The sequence below is a fragment of the Stenotrophomonas sp. YJH_SMC_138 genome (assembly GCF_059369855.1).
The window spans coordinates 281538-299214 of the sequence record NZ_JCAFTB010000001.1 but is presented as its reverse complement, the minus strand read 5'-3'; the positions used below and the strand labels follow the sequence as shown (position 1 = coordinate 299214).

General features: G+C 67.4%; 16 protein-coding genes. 12 read left to right on the top strand and 4 right to left on the bottom strand.

What is annotated here, in order from left to right; translation table 11 throughout:
• Positions 1 to 8 precede the first annotated feature (8 nt).
• The gene (locus AC5P7I_RS01335; RefSeq protein WP_005418535.1) at positions 9 to 317 is read right to left on the bottom strand and encodes a hypothetical protein; all 309 of its coding nucleotides are present in this window, start codon (positions 315 to 317) and stop codon (positions 9 to 11) included.
• Positions 318 to 596: 279 nt separating this feature from the next.
• Entirely contained in the window at positions 597 to 2984 is a 2388-nt protein-coding gene (locus AC5P7I_RS01330; RefSeq protein ID WP_262088069.1) for a TonB-dependent receptor plug domain-containing protein, read from the bottom strand.
• A 334-nt stretch (positions 2985 to 3318) separates the two neighbouring features.
• Here AC5P7I_RS01330 and AC5P7I_RS01325 point away from each other — a divergent pair, with 334 nt between their 5' ends.
• Complete coding sequence (locus tag AC5P7I_RS01325) at positions 3319 to 5184, top strand: ABC-F family ATP-binding cassette domain-containing protein (protein ID WP_014648175.1); 1866 nt, start codon at positions 3319 to 3321, stop codon at positions 5182 to 5184.
• A gap of 78 nt (positions 5185 to 5262) precedes the next feature.
• Here AC5P7I_RS01325 and ampR read toward each other — a convergent pair whose 3' ends face one another.
• Positions 5263 to 6129 (bottom strand): LysR family transcriptional regulator AmpR, encoded by an 867-nt coding sequence (gene ampR, locus AC5P7I_RS01320; protein ID WP_046432167.1) that lies wholly within the window; start codon positions 6127 to 6129, stop codon positions 5263 to 5265.
• Between the two features lie 175 nt (positions 6130 to 6304).
• Here ampR and blaL2 point away from each other — a divergent pair, with 175 nt between their 5' ends.
• The 3 genes from blaL2 to AC5P7I_RS01305 all read left to right on the top strand — a co-directional run bounded on the left by blaL2 (position 6305) and on the right by AC5P7I_RS01305 (position 9214).
• A complete protein-coding gene (blaL2, locus tag AC5P7I_RS01315; RefSeq protein ID WP_197621346.1) occupies positions 6305 to 7219 on the top strand; it encodes a L2 family extended-spectrum class A beta-lactamase in 915 nt (304 codons plus the stop codon).
• Positions 7220 to 7304: 85 nt separating this feature from the next.
• A complete protein-coding gene (locus tag AC5P7I_RS01310; protein ID WP_014648172.1) occupies positions 7305 to 8519 on the top strand; it encodes a cation:proton antiporter in 1215 nt (404 codons plus the stop codon).
• Positions 8520 to 8572: 53 nt separating this feature from the next.
• Positions 8573 to 9214, top strand: coding sequence for a hypothetical protein (locus AC5P7I_RS01305; RefSeq protein WP_197621347.1), 642 nt, complete (start codon positions 8573 to 8575; stop codon positions 9212 to 9214).
• A 99-nt stretch (positions 9215 to 9313) separates the two neighbouring features.
• Here AC5P7I_RS01305 and AC5P7I_RS01300 read toward each other — a convergent pair whose 3' ends face one another.
• Positions 9314 to 10048 carry a DUF3011 domain-containing protein gene (locus AC5P7I_RS01300; RefSeq protein WP_014648170.1) on the bottom strand — a complete coding sequence of 245 codons (735 nt, stop codon included), beginning with the start codon at positions 10046 to 10048 and terminating at the stop codon, positions 9314 to 9316.
• Between the two features lie 158 nt (positions 10049 to 10206).
• Between AC5P7I_RS01300 and aspS the strand changes: the two genes are divergently transcribed.
• The 8 genes from aspS (at position 10207) to AC5P7I_RS01260 (ending at position 17670) form a co-directional block, all read left to right on the top strand.
• Positions 10207 to 11958 carry an aspartate--tRNA ligase gene (gene aspS / locus AC5P7I_RS01295; RefSeq protein WP_014648169.1) on the top strand — a complete coding sequence of 584 codons (1752 nt, stop codon included), beginning with the start codon at positions 10207 to 10209 and terminating at the stop codon, positions 11956 to 11958.
• 16 nt (positions 11959 to 11974) lie between these two features.
• On the top strand, positions 11975 to 12298 hold the full coding sequence (locus AC5P7I_RS01290) for a hypothetical protein (RefSeq protein WP_014648168.1): 324 nt from the start codon (positions 11975 to 11977) through the stop codon (positions 12296 to 12298).
• Positions 12299 to 12329: 31 nt separating this feature from the next.
• Complete coding sequence (locus AC5P7I_RS01285) at positions 12330 to 12851, top strand: GNAT family N-acetyltransferase (RefSeq protein WP_014648167.1); 522 nt, start codon at positions 12330 to 12332, stop codon at positions 12849 to 12851.
• 75 nt (positions 12852 to 12926) lie between these two features.
• On the top strand, positions 12927 to 13559 hold the full coding sequence (locus AC5P7I_RS01280; protein WP_032958946.1) for an esterase/lipase family protein: 633 nt from the start codon (positions 12927 to 12929) through the stop codon (positions 13557 to 13559).
• 176 nt (positions 13560 to 13735) lie between these two features.
• Complete coding sequence (locus AC5P7I_RS01275) at positions 13736 to 14467, top strand: YebC/PmpR family DNA-binding transcriptional regulator (protein WP_014648165.1); 732 nt, start codon at positions 13736 to 13738, stop codon at positions 14465 to 14467.
• 105 nt (positions 14468 to 14572) lie between these two features.
• The gene (gene ruvC, locus AC5P7I_RS01270) at positions 14573 to 15094 is read left to right on the top strand and encodes a crossover junction endodeoxyribonuclease RuvC (RefSeq protein ID WP_014648164.1); all 522 of its coding nucleotides are present in this window, start codon (positions 14573 to 14575) and stop codon (positions 15092 to 15094) included.
• Between the two features lie 13 nt (positions 15095 to 15107).
• Positions 15108 to 15701, top strand: coding sequence for a Holliday junction branch migration protein RuvA (ruvA, locus tag AC5P7I_RS01265; protein ID WP_014648163.1), 594 nt, complete (start codon positions 15108 to 15110; stop codon positions 15699 to 15701).
• 49 nt (positions 15702 to 15750) lie between these two features.
• Positions 15751 to 17670, top strand: coding sequence for a potassium transporter Kup (locus tag AC5P7I_RS01260; RefSeq protein WP_014648162.1), 1920 nt, complete (start codon positions 15751 to 15753; stop codon positions 17668 to 17670).
• Positions 17671 to 17677 lie beyond the last annotated feature (7 nt).

Here is a 17677-nt window from a genome sequence, read left to right as displayed (position 1 = left end):
GGATGCCCTTACGGAAAAATCTGTGTTTCGCCATCGGCGTACAGCATCACCACGCGCGGCGCCATCAAGGGAATTTCCTGACGGGCCGGGCCAGCAGGTCCGGGCTTCACGTCGCGCCGCAGCATGGTTGTGCATTGGCCGGATATGGGGCAGCGATCAACAACGACTTTCATGGTGTCCCCTTCCACGACATAGCTCATCCCTGCCGCGTAATACATGCTTTCCATCGGTTCATTGAACTGGACCTGGAGCTTCGACGCGGAGAGCTGGGTGACGACGACCGGCTCAAGGCTCGATTTGGAATAGCTGGGTTTCACGTGATCTCCTGAACACCCTGACAGGGGGGCCGCCAGCGCAACCCACGCGAGCGCAGCGTACACATGGCGGCGAGTGATGCAGGCTCTCGTCACGGAGCGGCTCCTTCGTTGGTCCGCTGATTATGCACGGGACGACCTATGAGGCGCGTGCAACAGCGCACAGCCTGGAAACCGGGTGCAGGAGCTGGCAACGGTATACGGTCAGGGCCGCGCCTGCCCCGAGGCCGCGGGCGGGTGTGTGGAGCAGCGCCGGGCAGGGCCCGGCGCACCCATTACCCCTTACCAGGTGTACTTGATCCGCCCGTACACATACGCGCCGTTGAAGCCGAACGGCGAGTAGTTGCTGTACGGCAGCATGCCGAAGGTGGAGTTCTGCAGGTCTTCGGTGCGGTCCGGGTACTTGTCCAGCAGGTTGTCGGCACCCACGGTCAGGGTCCAGTTGCTGCTGGGCTTGTAGCTGGCCGAGGCATCCACCACCCAGGCGTCGCCGTAGGTCTGGTCACGCAGCGCGGTGGCCGAGTTGCGCACGGTGAATTTGCCGTAGCGGGTGGCGGCCAGGCCCAGCTCCCAGTGGTCCGAACGCCAGGTGCCGCTCAGGATCGCCTTGTCGCGCGGGTAGCTGTCCTCGATGCGACCGATCTCATCACGGCCGATCAGCGACTGGGTCAGGCCCAGCGTGCCGAACACCGGCGGGGTGCCGCCAACGCGGCGCACTTCGGTGTCGTTGTAGCTGTATGCCGCGGTCAGCTCCAGGCTGCTGGCGCTGAACGGTACCGTGTAGCTGGAGACGAAGTCGACACCGCGGGTGCGCGTATCCAGGCCGTTGGTGAAGTAGGAGAACGCGGTCACCTGCGGCAGGCCCAGGGTGCCCAGCAGCGCGCTGGTCGCGGCATTGGTGGTGATGCTCGACGACAGCGCGATGCGGTCATCGATGTCGATCTGGTAGGCATCGACGGTGATGTACAGGCGGTCGACCGGCTGCAGCACCAGGCCCAGGCTGTAGGAGGTGGAGGTCTCGGCCTTCAGCGGCGAGGCGCCCAGCGCCTGCGCGGCCTGGCTGGTGGTCGGGAAGGTGCCGCGCTCGACGAATACGCCATTGAGGAACTGGCTGGTCACCGCCTGGTAGCCCTGCTGCGCCAGCGAGGGCGCGCGGAAACCACTGGAGGCGGTGGCCCGCACCGCCACCTTGTCGGTGAACGCGTAGCGCGCCGACAGCTTGCCCGAGAAGCGGTCGCCGAAGTCCGAATAGTCTTCGTAGCGGCCGGTGATGCCGGCCGAGAACTTGTCGGTCAGGTCCGCTTCCAGGCCGGCGTAGACCGCGTAGTTGTGGCGGTCGGCATGCACTTCATTGGTCGGGGTGAAGCCCGCGAAGCCCTGCGCGCCGCTGCCGGTGTACGAGTTCAGTTCGCCCGGGTTCTGGTCCCACTTCTCCTTGCGGTACTCACCGCCGAAGGACAGCGTGACCGGGTAGGCCAGGCCCCAGTCCAGCGACTTGGTCAGGTCGGCATTGAAGATGTCCTGCTGGTACTTCAGCGTGCCGTCGTAGAACGAGCGCGGGCTGGTCGCACCCAGGCTGTAGTTGATGCTGTTGCGGGTGTGGAAGTCCAGGGTGTTCTCGCCGTGATTCAGGCTCAGGTCCCAGGTCCAGCCGTTGTCGGTGTTGCCCTTGACCCCGGCCACCAGCGAGCGGTCCTTGGAATACTGGTTGATCTCCGGCACGTAGCCGTCCGGGTAGGTCTGCGCCAGCAGCGCGCTCTGCCCGCTGTGGTTGCGCGAACGGTAGAACGCGAACGAGGTGATGTCGCGGTTGCTGAGCAGCGCGCTGGCGTAGCCGGTCACGTGGTCGCTGAAGTCGAAGCTGGCGTTGGCCGAGGCCGCGGTGGCATCCACGCGCGGGTCGCCGACGATGAAGGTCTTCTGGCCGATGCTGGGGAAGTTGCCGGTGTTCGGCGTGGTGCCGCGGTACGGGCCGGCGCGGTTGCTCTCGTCCTGCTGGCTGATCTGGCCGGCCACGTGCACGCGGCCGCGGCCGTTGCCGAACTCGACGCCGGTGTCGCCGGACAGCTGGTACTTGTTGCCGTCGCCGGCCGAGTACTGGCCGTAGTCCACTGCCAGGCTGCCGCCACTGCCGCTGCCCTTGAGCACGATGTTGATGACGCCGGCGATGGCATCCGAGCCGTACTGCGCCGACGCGCCGTCGCGCAGCACTTCCACGCGCTCGATGGCGGCGATCGGGATCGCGTTGATGTCCACCGCCGACGAACCACGGCCGATGCTGCCGTTGACGTTGATCATCGCCGAGGTGTGGCGGCGCTTGCCGTTGACCAGCACCAGCACCTGGTCCGGCGACAGGCCGCGCAGCTGCGCCGGGCGCACGCCGCTGGTGCCGTCGGTCAGCGCCGGGCGCGGGAAGTTCAGCGAGGGCAGGGCGCGCGACAGTGCGGTGGCCAGTTCACTGGTACCGGTGGACTGCAGCACTTCGGGGGTGATGATGTCGATCGGCGACTGCGATTCGGCGACCGTGCGGTCGGCCACGCGGGTGCCGGTGACGATCACCGTGTCCAGGGTGTTGGCGGCGGTGCCGGCCTGCTGTGCAGCGGCGACGAACGGAGAGCCACCGAGTGCGACAGCGACGGCGGCGGCGATCAGGCGGGTCTTGCGGGTCATCGGGATGGGCTCCGGTTGGCGGGGGCGGCACCGGAATCGACATCACGAGCGTGAGGCGGACGGCGGTTGTTGCGGTGCGCAATACAGCAATTAACGGGATATTCAGTGCCTGTCAAATGCCAGGCTTCAGAAAAAACGTTGCAGCAGCAACCATTTAGCCCGGATCAGCGCTGGCAGGAAGGGACCCCGGGACGCGCGCGGCGGGGACGTGGGAGAGAGGAACGTCGGCCACTGCGCATCCCGGGACGCGTCAAGTATTCGTTAACGCTAGAATTGCGTCGCAGGAACAGTGCTCACCAGCACATTCCATCCGGTTATATGGACCCCTCCCCCGATGATCTCCCTTCGTAATTTCGCCTTGCGCCGCGGCGAGCGGCTGCTGTTGTCCAATGTCGACCTGACCCTGCACGCCGGTTACCGGGTAGGTGTGGTCGGCCGCAACGGTGCTGGCAAGTCCAGCCTGTTCGCGGCGGTGAAGGGCGAGCTGGAGGCCGACAAGGGTGACGTCGACCTGCCCGGCAAGGTGCGCATCGCCAGCGTGGCCCAGGAAACCCCGTCGCTGCCGGATCCGGCGCTGAGCTTCGTGCTGGGCGGCGATACCGAGGTGGCCGCGGTGCTGGCCGAAGAGGCCGAGGCGACCGCGCGCGAAGACTGGGAGGCGGTGGCCAACGCGCACACCAAGATGGCCGAGATGGGGGCCTACGACGCCGAAGCGCGTGCCGGCAAGCTGCTGCACGGCCTCGGCTTCCCTGCCGAGACGCACCACCGTGCGGTGTCCTCGTTCTCCGGCGGCTGGCGCGTGCGCCTGAATCTGGCCCGCGCGCTGATGATGCCCAGCGACCTGCTGCTGCTCGACGAACCGACCAACCACCTGGATCTGGACGCGGTGTACTGGCTGGAACAGTGGCTGCTGAAGTACCCGGGCACCCTGCTGCTGATCTCGCATGACCGCGAGTTCCTCGACAACGTGGCCACCCACACCCTGCACCTGCATGGCGGCGGCGCCAAGCTCTACCCGGGCGGCTACACCGATTTCGAGCGCCAGCGCGCCGAACAGCTGCGCCAGCAGCAGATCGCGCATGAAAAGGAACAGGCCGAGCGCGCCCACCTGCAGAGCTTCATCGACCGCTTCAAGGCGCAGGCCAGCAAGGCCGCGCAGGCGCAGAGCCGCATGAAGCGCCTGGCCAAGCTGGCCGGCACCGAAGCGGTGCGCGCCGAGCGTGAGTTCCGCATCGAGTTCGCGCCGCCGGCGAAGCTGCCGTTCTCGCTGATCCGCCTGAACCACGTCGAGGCCGGCTACGGCAAGGACGCGGTGATCCTGCATAACGTCGGTTTTGGCCTGGAAGCGGGCCAGCGCATCGGCCTGCTCGGCCCGAACGGTGCCGGTAAGACCACCCTGGTGAAGACCCTGGTGGGCGAGCTGGCGCCGATCGTTGGCGAGCGCATGGCGCATCCGGACCTGAAGATCGGCTACTTCGCCCAGCACACGGTGGAGTCGCTGCACGAAGGCCAGTCGCCGATGGAGCACTTCCGCGAGATCGCCCCGGACGCACCGAACCAGTCGTTCCGCGATTTCCTCGGCAAGTGGAACTTCCCGGGCGACCGTGCATTCGAGCCGGTCGATGGGTTCTCCGGTGGCGAACGCGCGCGCCTGGCGCTGGCGCTGATCGCCTGGCAGCAGCCGAACGTGCTGCTGCTGGACGAACCGACCAACCACCTTGACCTGGAAATGCGCGAAGCACTGGCCGAAGCGCTGGCCACCTTCGAAGGCGCGATCGTGATGGTCTCGCATGACCGCCACCTCATCGGCCTGGTCTGCGATACCTATTGGCGCGTGGCCGATGGTGTGGTCGAACCGTTCGATGGCGACCTGGACGCGTATGCCGCGTGGCTGCGCACCCGCCCGCAGGCGCAGGGCACCAAGGCGCGCATGGAGCAGGTGGAAGAGCCGGTGGTGGTCAAGACCGCGCCGGTGGCGCAGGTGGTGCAGAAGAAGCCGGTGAACCCACACAAGCTGGCGGCTGCCGAGGCCAAGGTGGCCGAACTGGAGGGCGCGCTGGCCGAGCTCGACCGCCAGCTGGCCGACCCGGCCAACTATGCCGATGCCACCCGCATGGCGGTGATCGGCCGCGACCGCGAAACCACCGCCGCGCAGCTGGAGAAGGCCGAAGCGGCGTGGATGGAGCTGCTGGAGTCCTGATCACGCAAAAAAAAGGGGACGGAGGGGATTAAGTCGTTTGTGCCACAAACGACTTAATCCCCTCCGTCCCCTTTTTTGTTACGTGCCCTGCGCCTGCAGCCATTCGCGGAACCGCTTGGCCGGTTCACGCTCGGCGCGCGAGCGCAGCCGCGTCAGCCAGTAGCGGCCCAGCTCCAAGGTGGTGCCGAAGGGCTGCAGCAGGCGGCCTTCGGCCAGTTCCTGCTCGAACATGCGCAAGGGCAGCAAGGCCACGCCGGCGCCCCCGGCGGCGGCCATCGCCACTGTCAACGACGAATCAAACACCGGCCCGCGGGCTTCCACGCCGCTCACCCCGGCCGCCTGCAACCAGCGCGGCCATTCGTCGCTGCGGTAGGAACGCAACAACGGCAGTGTGGCGAGGTCGCGCGGTTGCTTCAGCCGCCGCGCCAATGCGGGGGCGCACAGCGGTGCGAAGGGCGCATCGAGGATTGCCGTGCAGGCCTGGCCCTGCCAGTCGCCATCGCCGAAGCGGATCGCCAGGTCCAGCCCTTCGCCGGCCAGGTCGATACGGTTGTTGTGGGTCTGCAGGCGCAGCTCGATGTCCGGGTGCGCGGCTTCGAACGCCGCCAGCCGTGGCAGCAGCCAGCCGGTGGCGAAGGTACCGACCACGCCCAGCGTCAGCACCTCGCGTGCCGGGCCACCGGTATAGCGCGCGATGCTGGCGGAAATGCGCTCGAACGCTTCGTTGAGCACCGGGTACAGCGCTGCCCCTTCATCGGTGAGCGCCACGCCGCGTGGCAGGCGATGGAACAGGCGGATGCCAAGCCGGTCCTCCAGCCCACGGATCTGATGGCTCAGCGCGGCCTGGCTGACACACAGCTCGAGCGCGGCACGGGTGAAGTTCTGGTGGCGGGCGGCGGCTTCAAAAGCGCGCAGCGCGTTCAGCGGCAGGGTAGGGTGCAACATCGAAAAGCCGTGAGCCAGGGTGATGGCTGATCCTACCCGTTCAATGAGGAATTTCGTAAATCTCAAACATTTGATCGCGTCAGGCATGAGTTCAACTTATGGCTTGCCCTGATTTTTCGCGCTGGTCGGTCGCAGGGGAGGCGCCAATAATCGAGCGGTCACCAGGAGAACCCCTATGCTCGCCCGTCGCCGATTCCTGCAGTTCAGTGGTGCTGCCGTTGCGTCCTCGCTGCTTGCCCCGGCGCTGGCGCAACCGGTTTCCGCCTCGTCTGGCATACCCGCCGCGAACGCCGCCATTGCCGGCGCCGCCGATTTCGCCGCGCTGGAGAAAGCCAGCGGTGGCCGCCTGGGTGTCACCGTGCTGAACACCGGCAACGGCCGTCGCATCGGCGGGCATCGGCAGGATGAGCGCTTCCCGATGTGCAGCACGTTCAAGTCGATGCTGGTCGCCCATGTGCTGGGCCTTGCCGATGCAGGCCGCGTTTCGCTCGACACCCGTGTGCCCATCGCCGGGAAGGATCTGCTGTCCTACGCTCCGGTGGCGCGCCGCCACGTGGGCAAGGATCTGACCGTGCGCGACCTGTGCCGGGGCACGCTGACCACCAGCGACAACACGGCGGCCAACCTGCTGCTGGAGGTGGTGGGCGGGCCGTCGGCGCTGACGGCATTCCTGCGCGGGCAGGGCGACAGCATTACCCGCAATGACCGCAACGAGCCGGACGTGAATCTGTTCGCGAAGGGAGACCCGCGCGATACCACCAGCCCGGCCGCGATGGCCACCAGCCTGGCCCGCTTCGCGGTGGGCAATGGCCTGCAGCCTGCATCGCGCCGGCAGTTCGCCGATTGGCTCATCGACAACCAGACCGGCGATGCCTGCCTGCGCGCCGGGCTGGGCAAGCGCTGGCGGGTGGGGGACAAGACCGGCAGCAACGGTGATGACACGCGCAACGACATCGCCGTGCTGTGGCCGCATGCGGGCGGCACCGCGTGGGTGGTCACCGCCTATCTGCAGGGCGCATCGGTCGATGACGACCAGCGCGCAGCAGTGCTTGCACGGGTGGGGGCGCTGGCCGATGCGATGATCGGATGAGGTAACCGGGGTCATTGGGAAATGGCTTGCCGGATCGGTCGGGCACGCGCATCCTGCGCGCGTTCGAACCCCACGGAAGACCCCGATGAGCCATGAGTTGATCTACCTGCTGCTGATCTTCGCGCTGCTGGTGATCCCGCGCGCACTGCAGCGCTTCAGCCTGCCGGCGCCGTTGACCTGCCTGCTGTTCGGCATCATCGGCATGCTCTGGCTGGGCGACCAGGCACACGACGCGGTGATCGGCCTGCTGGCCACGCTGGGCATTTCCTCGCTGTTCCTGTTCGCGGGCCTGGAAGTGGATCTGCAGGCGCTGCGGCGTGGCATGTGGCCGCTGCTGGCGCACCTGGTGATCCGTACCGGCACGCTGTTCGGCGTGGGCTGGCTGGCCTGGCGCTATGCGGGGCTGCCATGGCAGGCCGCTGGGCTGCTGGCGCTGGCGCTGCTGACGCCCTCCACCGGCTTCATCATGGATTCGCTGTCGCGGCTGGGCCTGAGCGAGGACGAGCGGTTCTGGGTCACCAGCAAGGCCATCGCCGGCGAACTGCTGGCGCTGGCGGCGTTGTTCATCGTGCTGCAGGCCGGCGACCCGGGCCACATGGCGCTGTCCAGCCTGGCCCTGCTGGCGATGATGATCGGCCTGCCGCTGCTGTTCATCGCGCTGGGCCGCTGGGTGGCGCCGCACGCGCCGGGCTCGGAGTTCTCGCTGCTGGTGATGGTCGGCATGGTGGCGGCGTACATCACCTATCTGCTGGGCGTGTATTACCTCGTGGGCGCGTTCATCGCCGGCCTGGTCGCGCGCCTGCTGCACCAGCGCATGCCGCTGCTGGCCTCGCACGAGAACCTGCACGCGCTGCGCCTGTTCGCCTCGTTCTTCGTGCCATTCTATTTCTTCAATGCCGGCACCAAGGTGCCCAGCGAAGCCCTCAGTTTCGAGGCGCTGGGGCTGGGCATCGTGATCACCCTGGTGGTGCTGCCGCTGCGCATCGGCGTGGTCTGGCTGCAGCGCCGGGTGATGTTCGGCGAGAGCTTCCGCAGCAGCCTGCGCGTCTCGCTGGCGCTGGCCCCGACCCTGATCTTCACCCTGGTGCTGGCGGCGATCATGCGCGAGCGTTTCCAGATTCCGGCGGTGCTGTTCGGCGCGCTGCTGCTGTACGCCGCACTGACCACACTGTTGCCGTCGCTGGTATTCCGCACACCCTTCGACGTCGATCCGGTGGAGCAGGAGCCGGCGGGCAAGGGCGAGTCCGCGCCGGTAGCGGCCACCGAGACGCGGCCGGAACCTCACATCGCCGAACGCTGACCGGTTGCCGCGCGCGGTTTGCGCCCGTCGGCCATGGCCGTTAGGGTTGGGGCATGAAACTGCCTGCCGTTGTCACCGCTTCCGCCCTCCTGCTCAGCCTCGCTGCCTGCTCGCAGCGTTCCGATACGGTCGCGCATGATCTGGCGACCGCACCGGCCGATGCCTTCATGGCTGCCATCGCCGCGCATTGCGGCCAGGCCTATGAGGGCCTGGTGGTGGAGGACACGCCGGCACCGACCGGCAAGGACCCGTTCGCCGGCCAGCGCCTGGTCATGCATGTGCGCGGCTGTGCCGACCCCGCCCATGAACTGCGGATTCCCTTCCATGTGGGGGATGACCATTCGCGCACCTGGGTGCTGACCCGCACCGAAAACGGCCTGCGCCTGAAACACGATCATCGCCACGAAGACGGTAGCCCCGACGCGATCACCCTCTATGGCGGCGACAGCACGCCACCGGGCACCGCCGAGCGCCAGCGGTTCCCAGCCGACTCCGATTCGGTGGCGATGTTCCGTCGTGCCGACATGCTGGCCTCCACGCACAACACCTGGGCGATGGAGATCGACCCCGACCAGACTTTCGTCTACGAACTGACGCGCCCGGAAGGCCGCCGTTTCCGCGTGAAGTTCGACCTGAGCAAGCCGGTCGAGCTGCCGCCCGCACCGTGGGGCGACGAGAAGGCGCCGGCACCCTGATCTTCGGGTCGGATCCCTCCTGCGGAGGGTCCGACCCGGTCACTGCATGAACCCACGGGTCAGAGCCCTGGCCGTCGGCCAGGGATCCGACTCCGGGGCTCAGCGCGCGCTGAAGCGTGCACGGCAGCCGTTGCTCACCCACACCTGGCCGCGTGCATAGCCCCAGCTGCGGCCTTCCTGGCAGGCACTGCCGGACAGCTGCTGCTGCAGCACCGGCCGGCCCTGGCGCTCATCCCAGTCGCAGTTCTGCGTGCGGTTGTTGTTGCTGCTGCAGGTGATCGAATAATTGCTGTTGCCGCCGCCCCAGCCACCGCCGCCGCCCCAGCCGCGGGCCTCGGCGAACTCGGCGCGGCAGCCGTTGCTGACCCAGACCGCGCCGTTGCGCACGCCCCAGGTGCGTCCTTCGTCGCAGGGGCTGCCGGACAGCTGGCGGACCAGGCGGGCGTTGCGCCAGCCGACCGGGCAGCTGCGCTCACGGTTGCTCTGGCTCTCGCAGCGGATGGTTTCGCCGGGACGGCCGTTGTTGCCGCCCCAGCCACCGCCATTGCCACCGCCCCAGCCGCCGCGGGCTTCAACGAACTCGGCGCGGCAGCCATTGCTGACCCAGATGCTGCCGTTGCGGCTGCCCCAGGTGCGGCCCTCGTCGCAGGCGCTGCCGGACAGCTGGCGGACCAGCTGCGCATTGCGCCAGCCGGTGCTGCAGACACGTTCACGGTTGTTCTGGCTTTCGCAGCGGATCACCCCGTCCTGCGCAGCGGCCGGAGCAGGGGGCAGGGCGAGCACGGCCAGAGTGCTCAGGGTCACGGCCAGGCTGGCCAGGGACAACGATTTCATGGCGGCATCCCATACGGTGGCAGGTGCCCGACTATAGGGACCGGGGCGATCAAGCCGGCGTGACTGCCCGGATTTGCCCCGGCCGGGGCCTCGGCCGCAGAATACGAGGCTTTCCGGCCCCCATCCGGTGCCGGCGTTCTCCAGCGGAGCTTCCCCCCATGCGTACCCACTTCTGCGGCCTGGTCGACGAGACCCTGATTGGCCAGACTGTCACCCTCGCCGGCTGGACCGACGTGGCCCGTAACCAGGGCGGCGTCTGCTTCATCGATCTCCGCGATCATGAAGGCATCGTGCAGGTGACCGTGGAGGTCGACAACGCCGACGTGTTCGCCGTGGCCGCGTCGCTGGGCTATGAGGACGTGCTGCAGGTGGAGGGCGTCGTGCGCGCCCGCCACGCGGTGAACGACAAGATGCGCACCGGCAAGGTGGAAGTGATCGCCACCGCCATCACCGTGCTGAACAAGGCCGCCCCGCTGCCGTTCCACGCCCACGAGAACCCGGGCGAGGAAACCCGCCTGAAGTACCGCTACCTGGACCTGCGCCGCCCCGAAATGCAGCGCATGCAGCGCACCCGCATCAAGCTGGTGCAGGCGCTGCGCCGCCACCTGGACGAAAAGGGCTTCCAGGACATCGAGACCCCGATCCTGACCAAGGCCACTCCGGAAGGCGCGCGCGACTTCCTGGTGCCGGCGCGCATGCATCCGGGCGAGTTCTACGCCCTGCCGCAGAGCCCGCAGCTGTTCAAGCAGATCCTGATGGTGGCCGGGTTCGACCGCTACTACCAGATCGCGCGCTGCTTTCGCGACGAGGCCCTGCGTGCCGACCGCCAGCTGGAATTCACCCAGCTGGACATGGAGTTCGCCTTCGTCCGCGAACGCGATGTGCAGGACTTCGTCGAGGACATGATCCGCGCCATCTTCAAGGAAGTGGTCGATGTCGAGCTGGATGCCAGCTTCCCGCGCATGACCTGGGCCGAGGCGATGCGTCGCTATGGTTCGGACAAGCCGGATCTGCGCATCGCGCTGGAACTGGTCGACGTGGCTGAACTGGTCAGGGACAGCGAGTTCCCCGTGTTCACCGGCCCGGCCAACGATGCCGAAGGCCGCGTCGCCGCGCTGCGCATCCCGGGCGGCGCGGCGCTGAGCCGCAAGCAGATCGACGAGTACGCCGCGCATGCCGCCAAGTACGGCGCCAAGGGCCTGGCCTACATCAAGATCGCCGACAACGGCGAAGTCAGCTCGCCGATCCAGAAGTTCTTCAGCGAAGAGCGCTTCGCGGCGCTGGTGGCCCATGTCGGTGCCGGCAACGGCGATATCGTGTTCTTCGGTGCCGGTGGCTACAACAAGGTCTCCGACTTCATGGGCGCGCTGCGCCTGAAGGCCGGCAAGGACTTTGGCCTGGTCGCCGACGGCTGGGCACCGCTGTGGGTCACCGACTTCCCGATGTTCGAGTGGGACGAGGAAGAACAGCGCTACGTCGCCCTGCATCACCCCTTCACCGCACCGGCCGTGGACGACATCGCCGACCTGCGCGCCAATGCCCGTACCGCCGTCTCGCGCGGTTACGACATGGTGCTCAACGGCAATGAAATCGGCGGCGGTTCGATCCGTATCCACCGTCCGGACATGCAGAGCGCGGTGTTCGAGCTGCTGGGCATCGGCGCCGAAGAGGCCCGCGCCAAGTTCGGCTTCCTGCTCGACGCGCTGAACTACGGCGCGCCGCCGCACGGTGGCATCGCCTTCGGCATCGACCGCATCGCCGCGCTGATGGCCGGAACCGAGTCGATCCGCGACGTCATCCCGTTCCCGAAGACCACCGGTGCACAGGATCTGATGACCGACGCGCCGTCGCCGATCGTCGACGCGCAGCTGGCCGAAGTGCACATCCAGGTTCGCCCCAAGACCAACTGATCAGGAGATCCAGGCAATGACCGAGTTTGCGTTTTCGCTGGAGTGGGAAAAGCTGGGCAATGAAGGCTCCGAGGCCACCCTGGTCACCGAGCGTGCACGCGTGTTCGGGGGTTGGCTGGTCCGCGTCGGTACCAATCCGGCCGCGATGGCCCTGACCTTCGTCGCCGACGGCGAAGGTCGTTGGGACGGTGAAGACTTCGGCGTCGAGGACTACGAGGACGACGAAGAGGAAGAAGAGTACGACGAGGACGAGGAAGGCGAGGAAGAAGAGGACGAGGACGAAGAGGAATACGAGGAAGAGGACGAGGAAGAAGAAGCGGAATCGCCTGGAAAGGCTTGACCCGCGCTTCGCCCTGACGTCAACTTCCTGCATGTATTCGATCCGCCGCGCCACTGTGGACGACGCGCCGACCCTGTCGGCGCTGGCCGCACGCACGTTCACTGAAACCTTCGGCCATCTGTACCCGCCGCAGGACCTGCAGGCCTTCCTCGAGGAGGCCTACACGGTCGAGCGCCAGCGCGTGATCCTGTCCCACCCCGATTACGCGGTGTGGCTGCTGGAACTGGATGGGGAGGCGGTCGGCCATGCCGCCGCCGGCCCCTGTGGCCTGCCGCATCCGGATGTGAAACCTGGTGACGGCGAACTCAAGCGCCTGTACCTGGTCAAGACGCAGCAGAGCTGCGGCTGGGGCAGCCGCCTGCTGGAAACCGCGCTGGCCTGGCTGGAACACGAAGGCCCGCGCACGTTGTGGCTGGGCGTGTGGTCGGAGAACTTCGGCGCGCAGCGCTTCTACGCCCGCTACGGCTTCGAGAAGGCCGGCGAGTACCTGTTCCCTGTCGGCGACACCCAGGACCTCGAATTCATCCTGCGCCGCGCGCCGCGCGCGGCCTGACGTTCACCGCCGCTTGCCGCGCGCGCGTGTTCAATCACCTCACGTTCCTGCCCCGCTGACCGCCAGGCTGTTTGCATGACTCCCCCCGTATTGCTGCTGCATGGCATCTGGAATGCCCGCGCCTGGGTCGGGCCACTGGCCTGGCGCCTGCGCGCGCGTGGTTTCCAGGTACACGCGTTCGGCTATCCCTCGGTGTTCGGTGGCCCCGATGTGGCAGTGCCGCAGTTGCTGGAACGTCTGGCCGACGCCGGGCCGTTGTCGCTGGTCGGTCACAGCCTGGGCGGACTGCTGGCACTGGAGGCGCTGCGCCGCGATCCGCAGCTGCCAGTGCAGCGCGTGGTCTGCCTGGGCTCGCCGCTGCGCGGCAGTGGTACCGCGCGCTCGTTGTCCGATCATGGCTGGGGGCTGGCGCTGGGGCGCAGCAGCGAGCTGCTGCTGGACGGCCTGCCGGACTGGCAGGGCAAGGCCGAGGTTGGCCTGATCGCCGGTTCGGTACCGCACGGGCTGGGCAGCCTGCTGGGCGCGATCGACGATGCGTCCGACGGCACCGTGGCACTGGCCGAGACCCGCCTGCCGGGCCTGGCCGACCATTGCGTGGTGCGTACCAGCCACAGCGGCCTGGTGGTGTCGCCCGACGCCGCGCGGCAGACCGCGCATTTCCTGCGCCACGGCCACTTCGACCACAGCCGCGACGCGGCGGCGGCATAGGGGCAGGGGAGGCGGGGCCGCCTTGTAGCGCCGAGCCCATGCTCGGCTGCATTCCGTCGGGCCCATTGAGCCGAGCATTGGCCCGGCGCTACAACAATACGGGCCTAGACACGGTTGCAGCGCCCGATCAGGTAGAATCCGCGCCTTGATCCTGAAGCAGCCAGACGGTAGCACCCATGGGTAGAGGCCCCTCCATCGAAGCCCGCAAGAACGCGTCCGACGCGAAGCGCGGCAAGATTTTCACCAAGATCATCCGCGAGATCGGCGTTGCCGCGCGCGGCGGTGGAGGCGACCCCAACAACAACCCGCGCCTGCGCGTGGCGGTGGACAAGGGCCTGGCCGTGAACATGTCCAAGGACGTGATCGAGCGCGCCATCAAGAAGGCCACCGGTGAACTGGAAGGCGTCGATTACGAGGAAATCCGCTACGAAGGCTATGCCCCGGGTGGCGTGGCCGTGATCGTCGACTGCCTGACCGACAACCGCGTGCGCACCGTGGCCGACGTCCGCCATGCGTTCAGCAAGTGCGGCGGCAACATGGGCACCGAAGGCTCGGTGGCCTTCATGTTCAAGCGCCTGGGCGTGCTCAGCTTCGCCCCGGGTGCCGACGAGGAAGCCATCACCGAAGCAGCCATCGAGGCCGGCGCCGACGACATCGTGGTCTACCCCGATGACGGCTCGATCGACGTGGTCACCAGCCCTGACGCGTTCAACGCAGTCAAGGACGCAATGGTCGCCGCCGGGCATGTCGCCGACCACGCCGAGATCACCTTCCGCGCCGACAACGACATCAAGGTCGAAGGCGAGGTCGCCCTGCAGGTCAAGAAGCTGCTGGACATGCTCGAAGACCTGGACGACGTGCAGGACGTGTATTCCAACGCCGAACTCGGCGCCGACGCCTACGCCTGAGCCGTCCTCGACGGCCTGGGCGCGGGCCGTTGAACGGTCACCGCGGACAGTCATGAGCCCATACGCCTGCCAGCGCCCCCCGTTCCGCCCCGCCAGGAGCGCGGCATGACCCGCATCCTCGGCATCGACCCCGGTTCGCAGCGGACCGGGGTCGGCATCATCGATGTCGACGCCGCCGGCCGCGTCAGTTACGTGCACCACCAGCCGCTGGTGCTGCTGGGCGCCGACGACTTCCCGCAGCGCATGAAACTGCTGGTGCTGGGCCTGGCCGATCTGTGCCGCGAGTACCAGCCCAATGAAGTGGCCATCGAAAAGGTGTTCATGGCGCGCAATCCCGATTCGGCGCTGAAGCTGGGCCAGGCCCGCGGCGCGGCGATCTCGGCCGTGGTGCTGCGCGACCTGCCGGTGCACGAATACGCCGCCAGCGAGATCAAGCTCGCGGTGGTCGGGCGCGGTGGCGCCGAAAAGCAACAGGTTCAACACATGGTCGGGCTCATGCTCAACCTGAAAACCAAGCTGCAGGCCGACGCGGCCGACGCGTTGGCGGTGGCGATCACCCATGCCCACGTAAGGGCGACGGCCAACCGCCTGGGGCTCAGTGCCCGCCAGGCGTGGGGCCGCAAATGAGGAGCTGCACGCAATGATCGGTCGACTGCGCGGCATCGTCGCCTACAAGGCGCCGCCGTGGCTGGTGGTGGACGTGAACGGAGTGGGCTACGAACTGGAGGCGCCGATGAGCACCTTCTACGACCTGCCCGAGCTCGGCCGCGAGGTCACCCTGTACACCCATTACTCGCAGAAGGAAGACAGCGTCTCGCTGTACGGCTTCCTGCGCGAGGGCGAGCGGCGCCTGTTCCGCGACGTGCAGAAGGTCAGCGGCATCGGCGCGAAGATCGCGCTGGCCGTGCTGTCCGGTGTCAGCGTCGAAGAATTCGCGCGCATGGTCCAGGCCGGCGACATCACCGCGCTGACCCGCATCCCGGGTATCGGCAAGAAGACCGCCGAACGCATGGTGCTGGAACTGCGTGACCGCGCGGCCCAGTTCGGTGCCGGCGGCGCGCTGCCCACCGGCAGTGGTCCGGCCCCGGCCGATCCGCTGTCCGATGCCACCGTGGCCCTGCAGCAGCTGGGCTACAAGCCGGCCGAAGCGGCCCGCATGGCCCGCGATGCCTTCAATGAAGGCGACGAAGTGGCCACCGTGATCCGCAAGGCGCTGCAGTCCGCGCTGCGCTGAACCGCGTCCCTTTCCCCCAACCTACCGCCTGAGCTTCGCCAGGAGTCCCATGTCCAGCAGTCAAACCCCGCACGCAGCCGCCCCCGGCGGCCATGGCCACGCCCCCTCCGCTGGAGGACTGGCGCTGGTCATCGGTGCGATCGGCGTGGTGTTCGGCGATATCGGTACCAGCCCGCTGTACACCCTGAAGGAAGCGTTCTCGCCACACTACGGGCTCAACAGCGACCACGACACCGTGCTGGGCGTGCTGTCGCTGGCGTTCTGGGCGCTGAACCTGGTGGTGACCCTGAAGTACGTCACCATCATCATGCGCGCCGACAACGATGGCGAAGGCGGCATCATGGCGCTGATGGCGTTGACCCAACGCACGCTGCGCAACGGCTCGCGCTCGGCTTATGTGGTGGGCATCCTCGGCATCTTCGGCGCCTCGCTGTTCTTCGGCGACGGCGTGATCACCCCGGCCATGTCCGTGCTCAGTGCGGTCGAAGGCCTGGAGGTGGCCGCGCCCGGACTTCATGTCTTCATCGTGCCGGTCACCCTGGTGGTGCTGCTGGCGGTGTTCGCCGCGCAACGCTTCGGTACCGAGAAGATCGGCAAGGCGTTCGGCCCGATCATGGCAATCTGGTTCGTGTCGCTGGCGGCAATCGGCATCTACAACATCGTCGATGCGCCCGAGGTGCTGAAGGCCTTCAACCCCTGGTGGGGCATCCGCTTCTTCATGGAGCACGGCTGGCACGGCATCTTCATTCTCGGTGCAGTGGTGCTGGCGGTGACCGGCGGCGAAGCGCTGTATGCGGACATGGGCCACTTCGGGCTGCGCCCGATCCGCCACGCCTGGTACTTCTTCGTGCTGCCGTGCCTGGTGCTGAACTACCTGGGGCAGGGCGCACTGGTGCTCAACCACCCCGAGGCCCTGAAGAATCCGTTCTTCGAGGCAGTGCCGTCGTGGGCGCTGTACCCGATGATCATCCTGGCCACCATGGCGGCGGTGATCGCCTCGCAGTCGGTCATCACCGGCGCATTCTCGGTCTCGCGCCAGGCCATGCAGCTGGGCTACATCCCGCGCATGCGCATCAAGCACACCTCGCACGACACCATCGGCCAGATCTACATCCCGGGCATCAACTGGGGCATTGCGGTGATGGTGTTCGGGCTGGTGCTGGCGTTCCGCAGTTCGTCCAACCTGGCCGTGGCGTACGGCATTTCGGTGTCGGCCACGATGCTGATCGACACCCTGCTGCTGGCCGTGGTGGCGCGGACGTTGTGGCCGAAGTCGCGTGGCTGGCTGCTGCCGCTGTGCGTGGTGTTCTTCATCATCGACCTCGGCTTCGTCATCGCCAACGGCGCCAAGCTGCTGCAGGGCGCCTGGTTCCCGGTGGTGCTGGGCATCTTCCTGTTCACCATGATGCGCACCTGGCGCCGTGGCCGCGAGCTGCTGCGCGACGAGATCCGCAAGGACGGCATCCGCCTGGATACCTTCCTGCCGGGCCTGATGCTGGCCCCACCGGTGCGCGTGCCGGGCACCGCGGTGTTCCTCACCGCCGACCCGACCGTGGCGCCGCATGCGCTGATGCACAACCTCAAGCACAACAAGGTGCTGCACGAGCGCAACGTGTTCCTGCACGTGGAAACCCTGCCGATCCCGTATGCGATGGAAGGGCAGCGGCTGAAGATCGAATCGGTGGGTGACGAGTTCTACCGCGTCTACGTGCGCTTCGGCTTCATGGAGACCCCGGACGTGCCGCTGGCGCTGATGCGCTCGTGCGACCACGGTGGCATCTATTTTGATCCGATGGACACCACCTTCTTCGCCAGTCGCGAGACCATCGTCGCCACCGCCAACCGCGGCATGCCGATCTGGCGTGACAAGCTGTTCGCGCTGATGCACCGGAATGCCGCTCCTGCGACCGGCTTCTTCCGGATTCCGGGCAACCGCCTGGTCGAACTCGGGGCCCAGGTCGAGATCTGACGCGCGC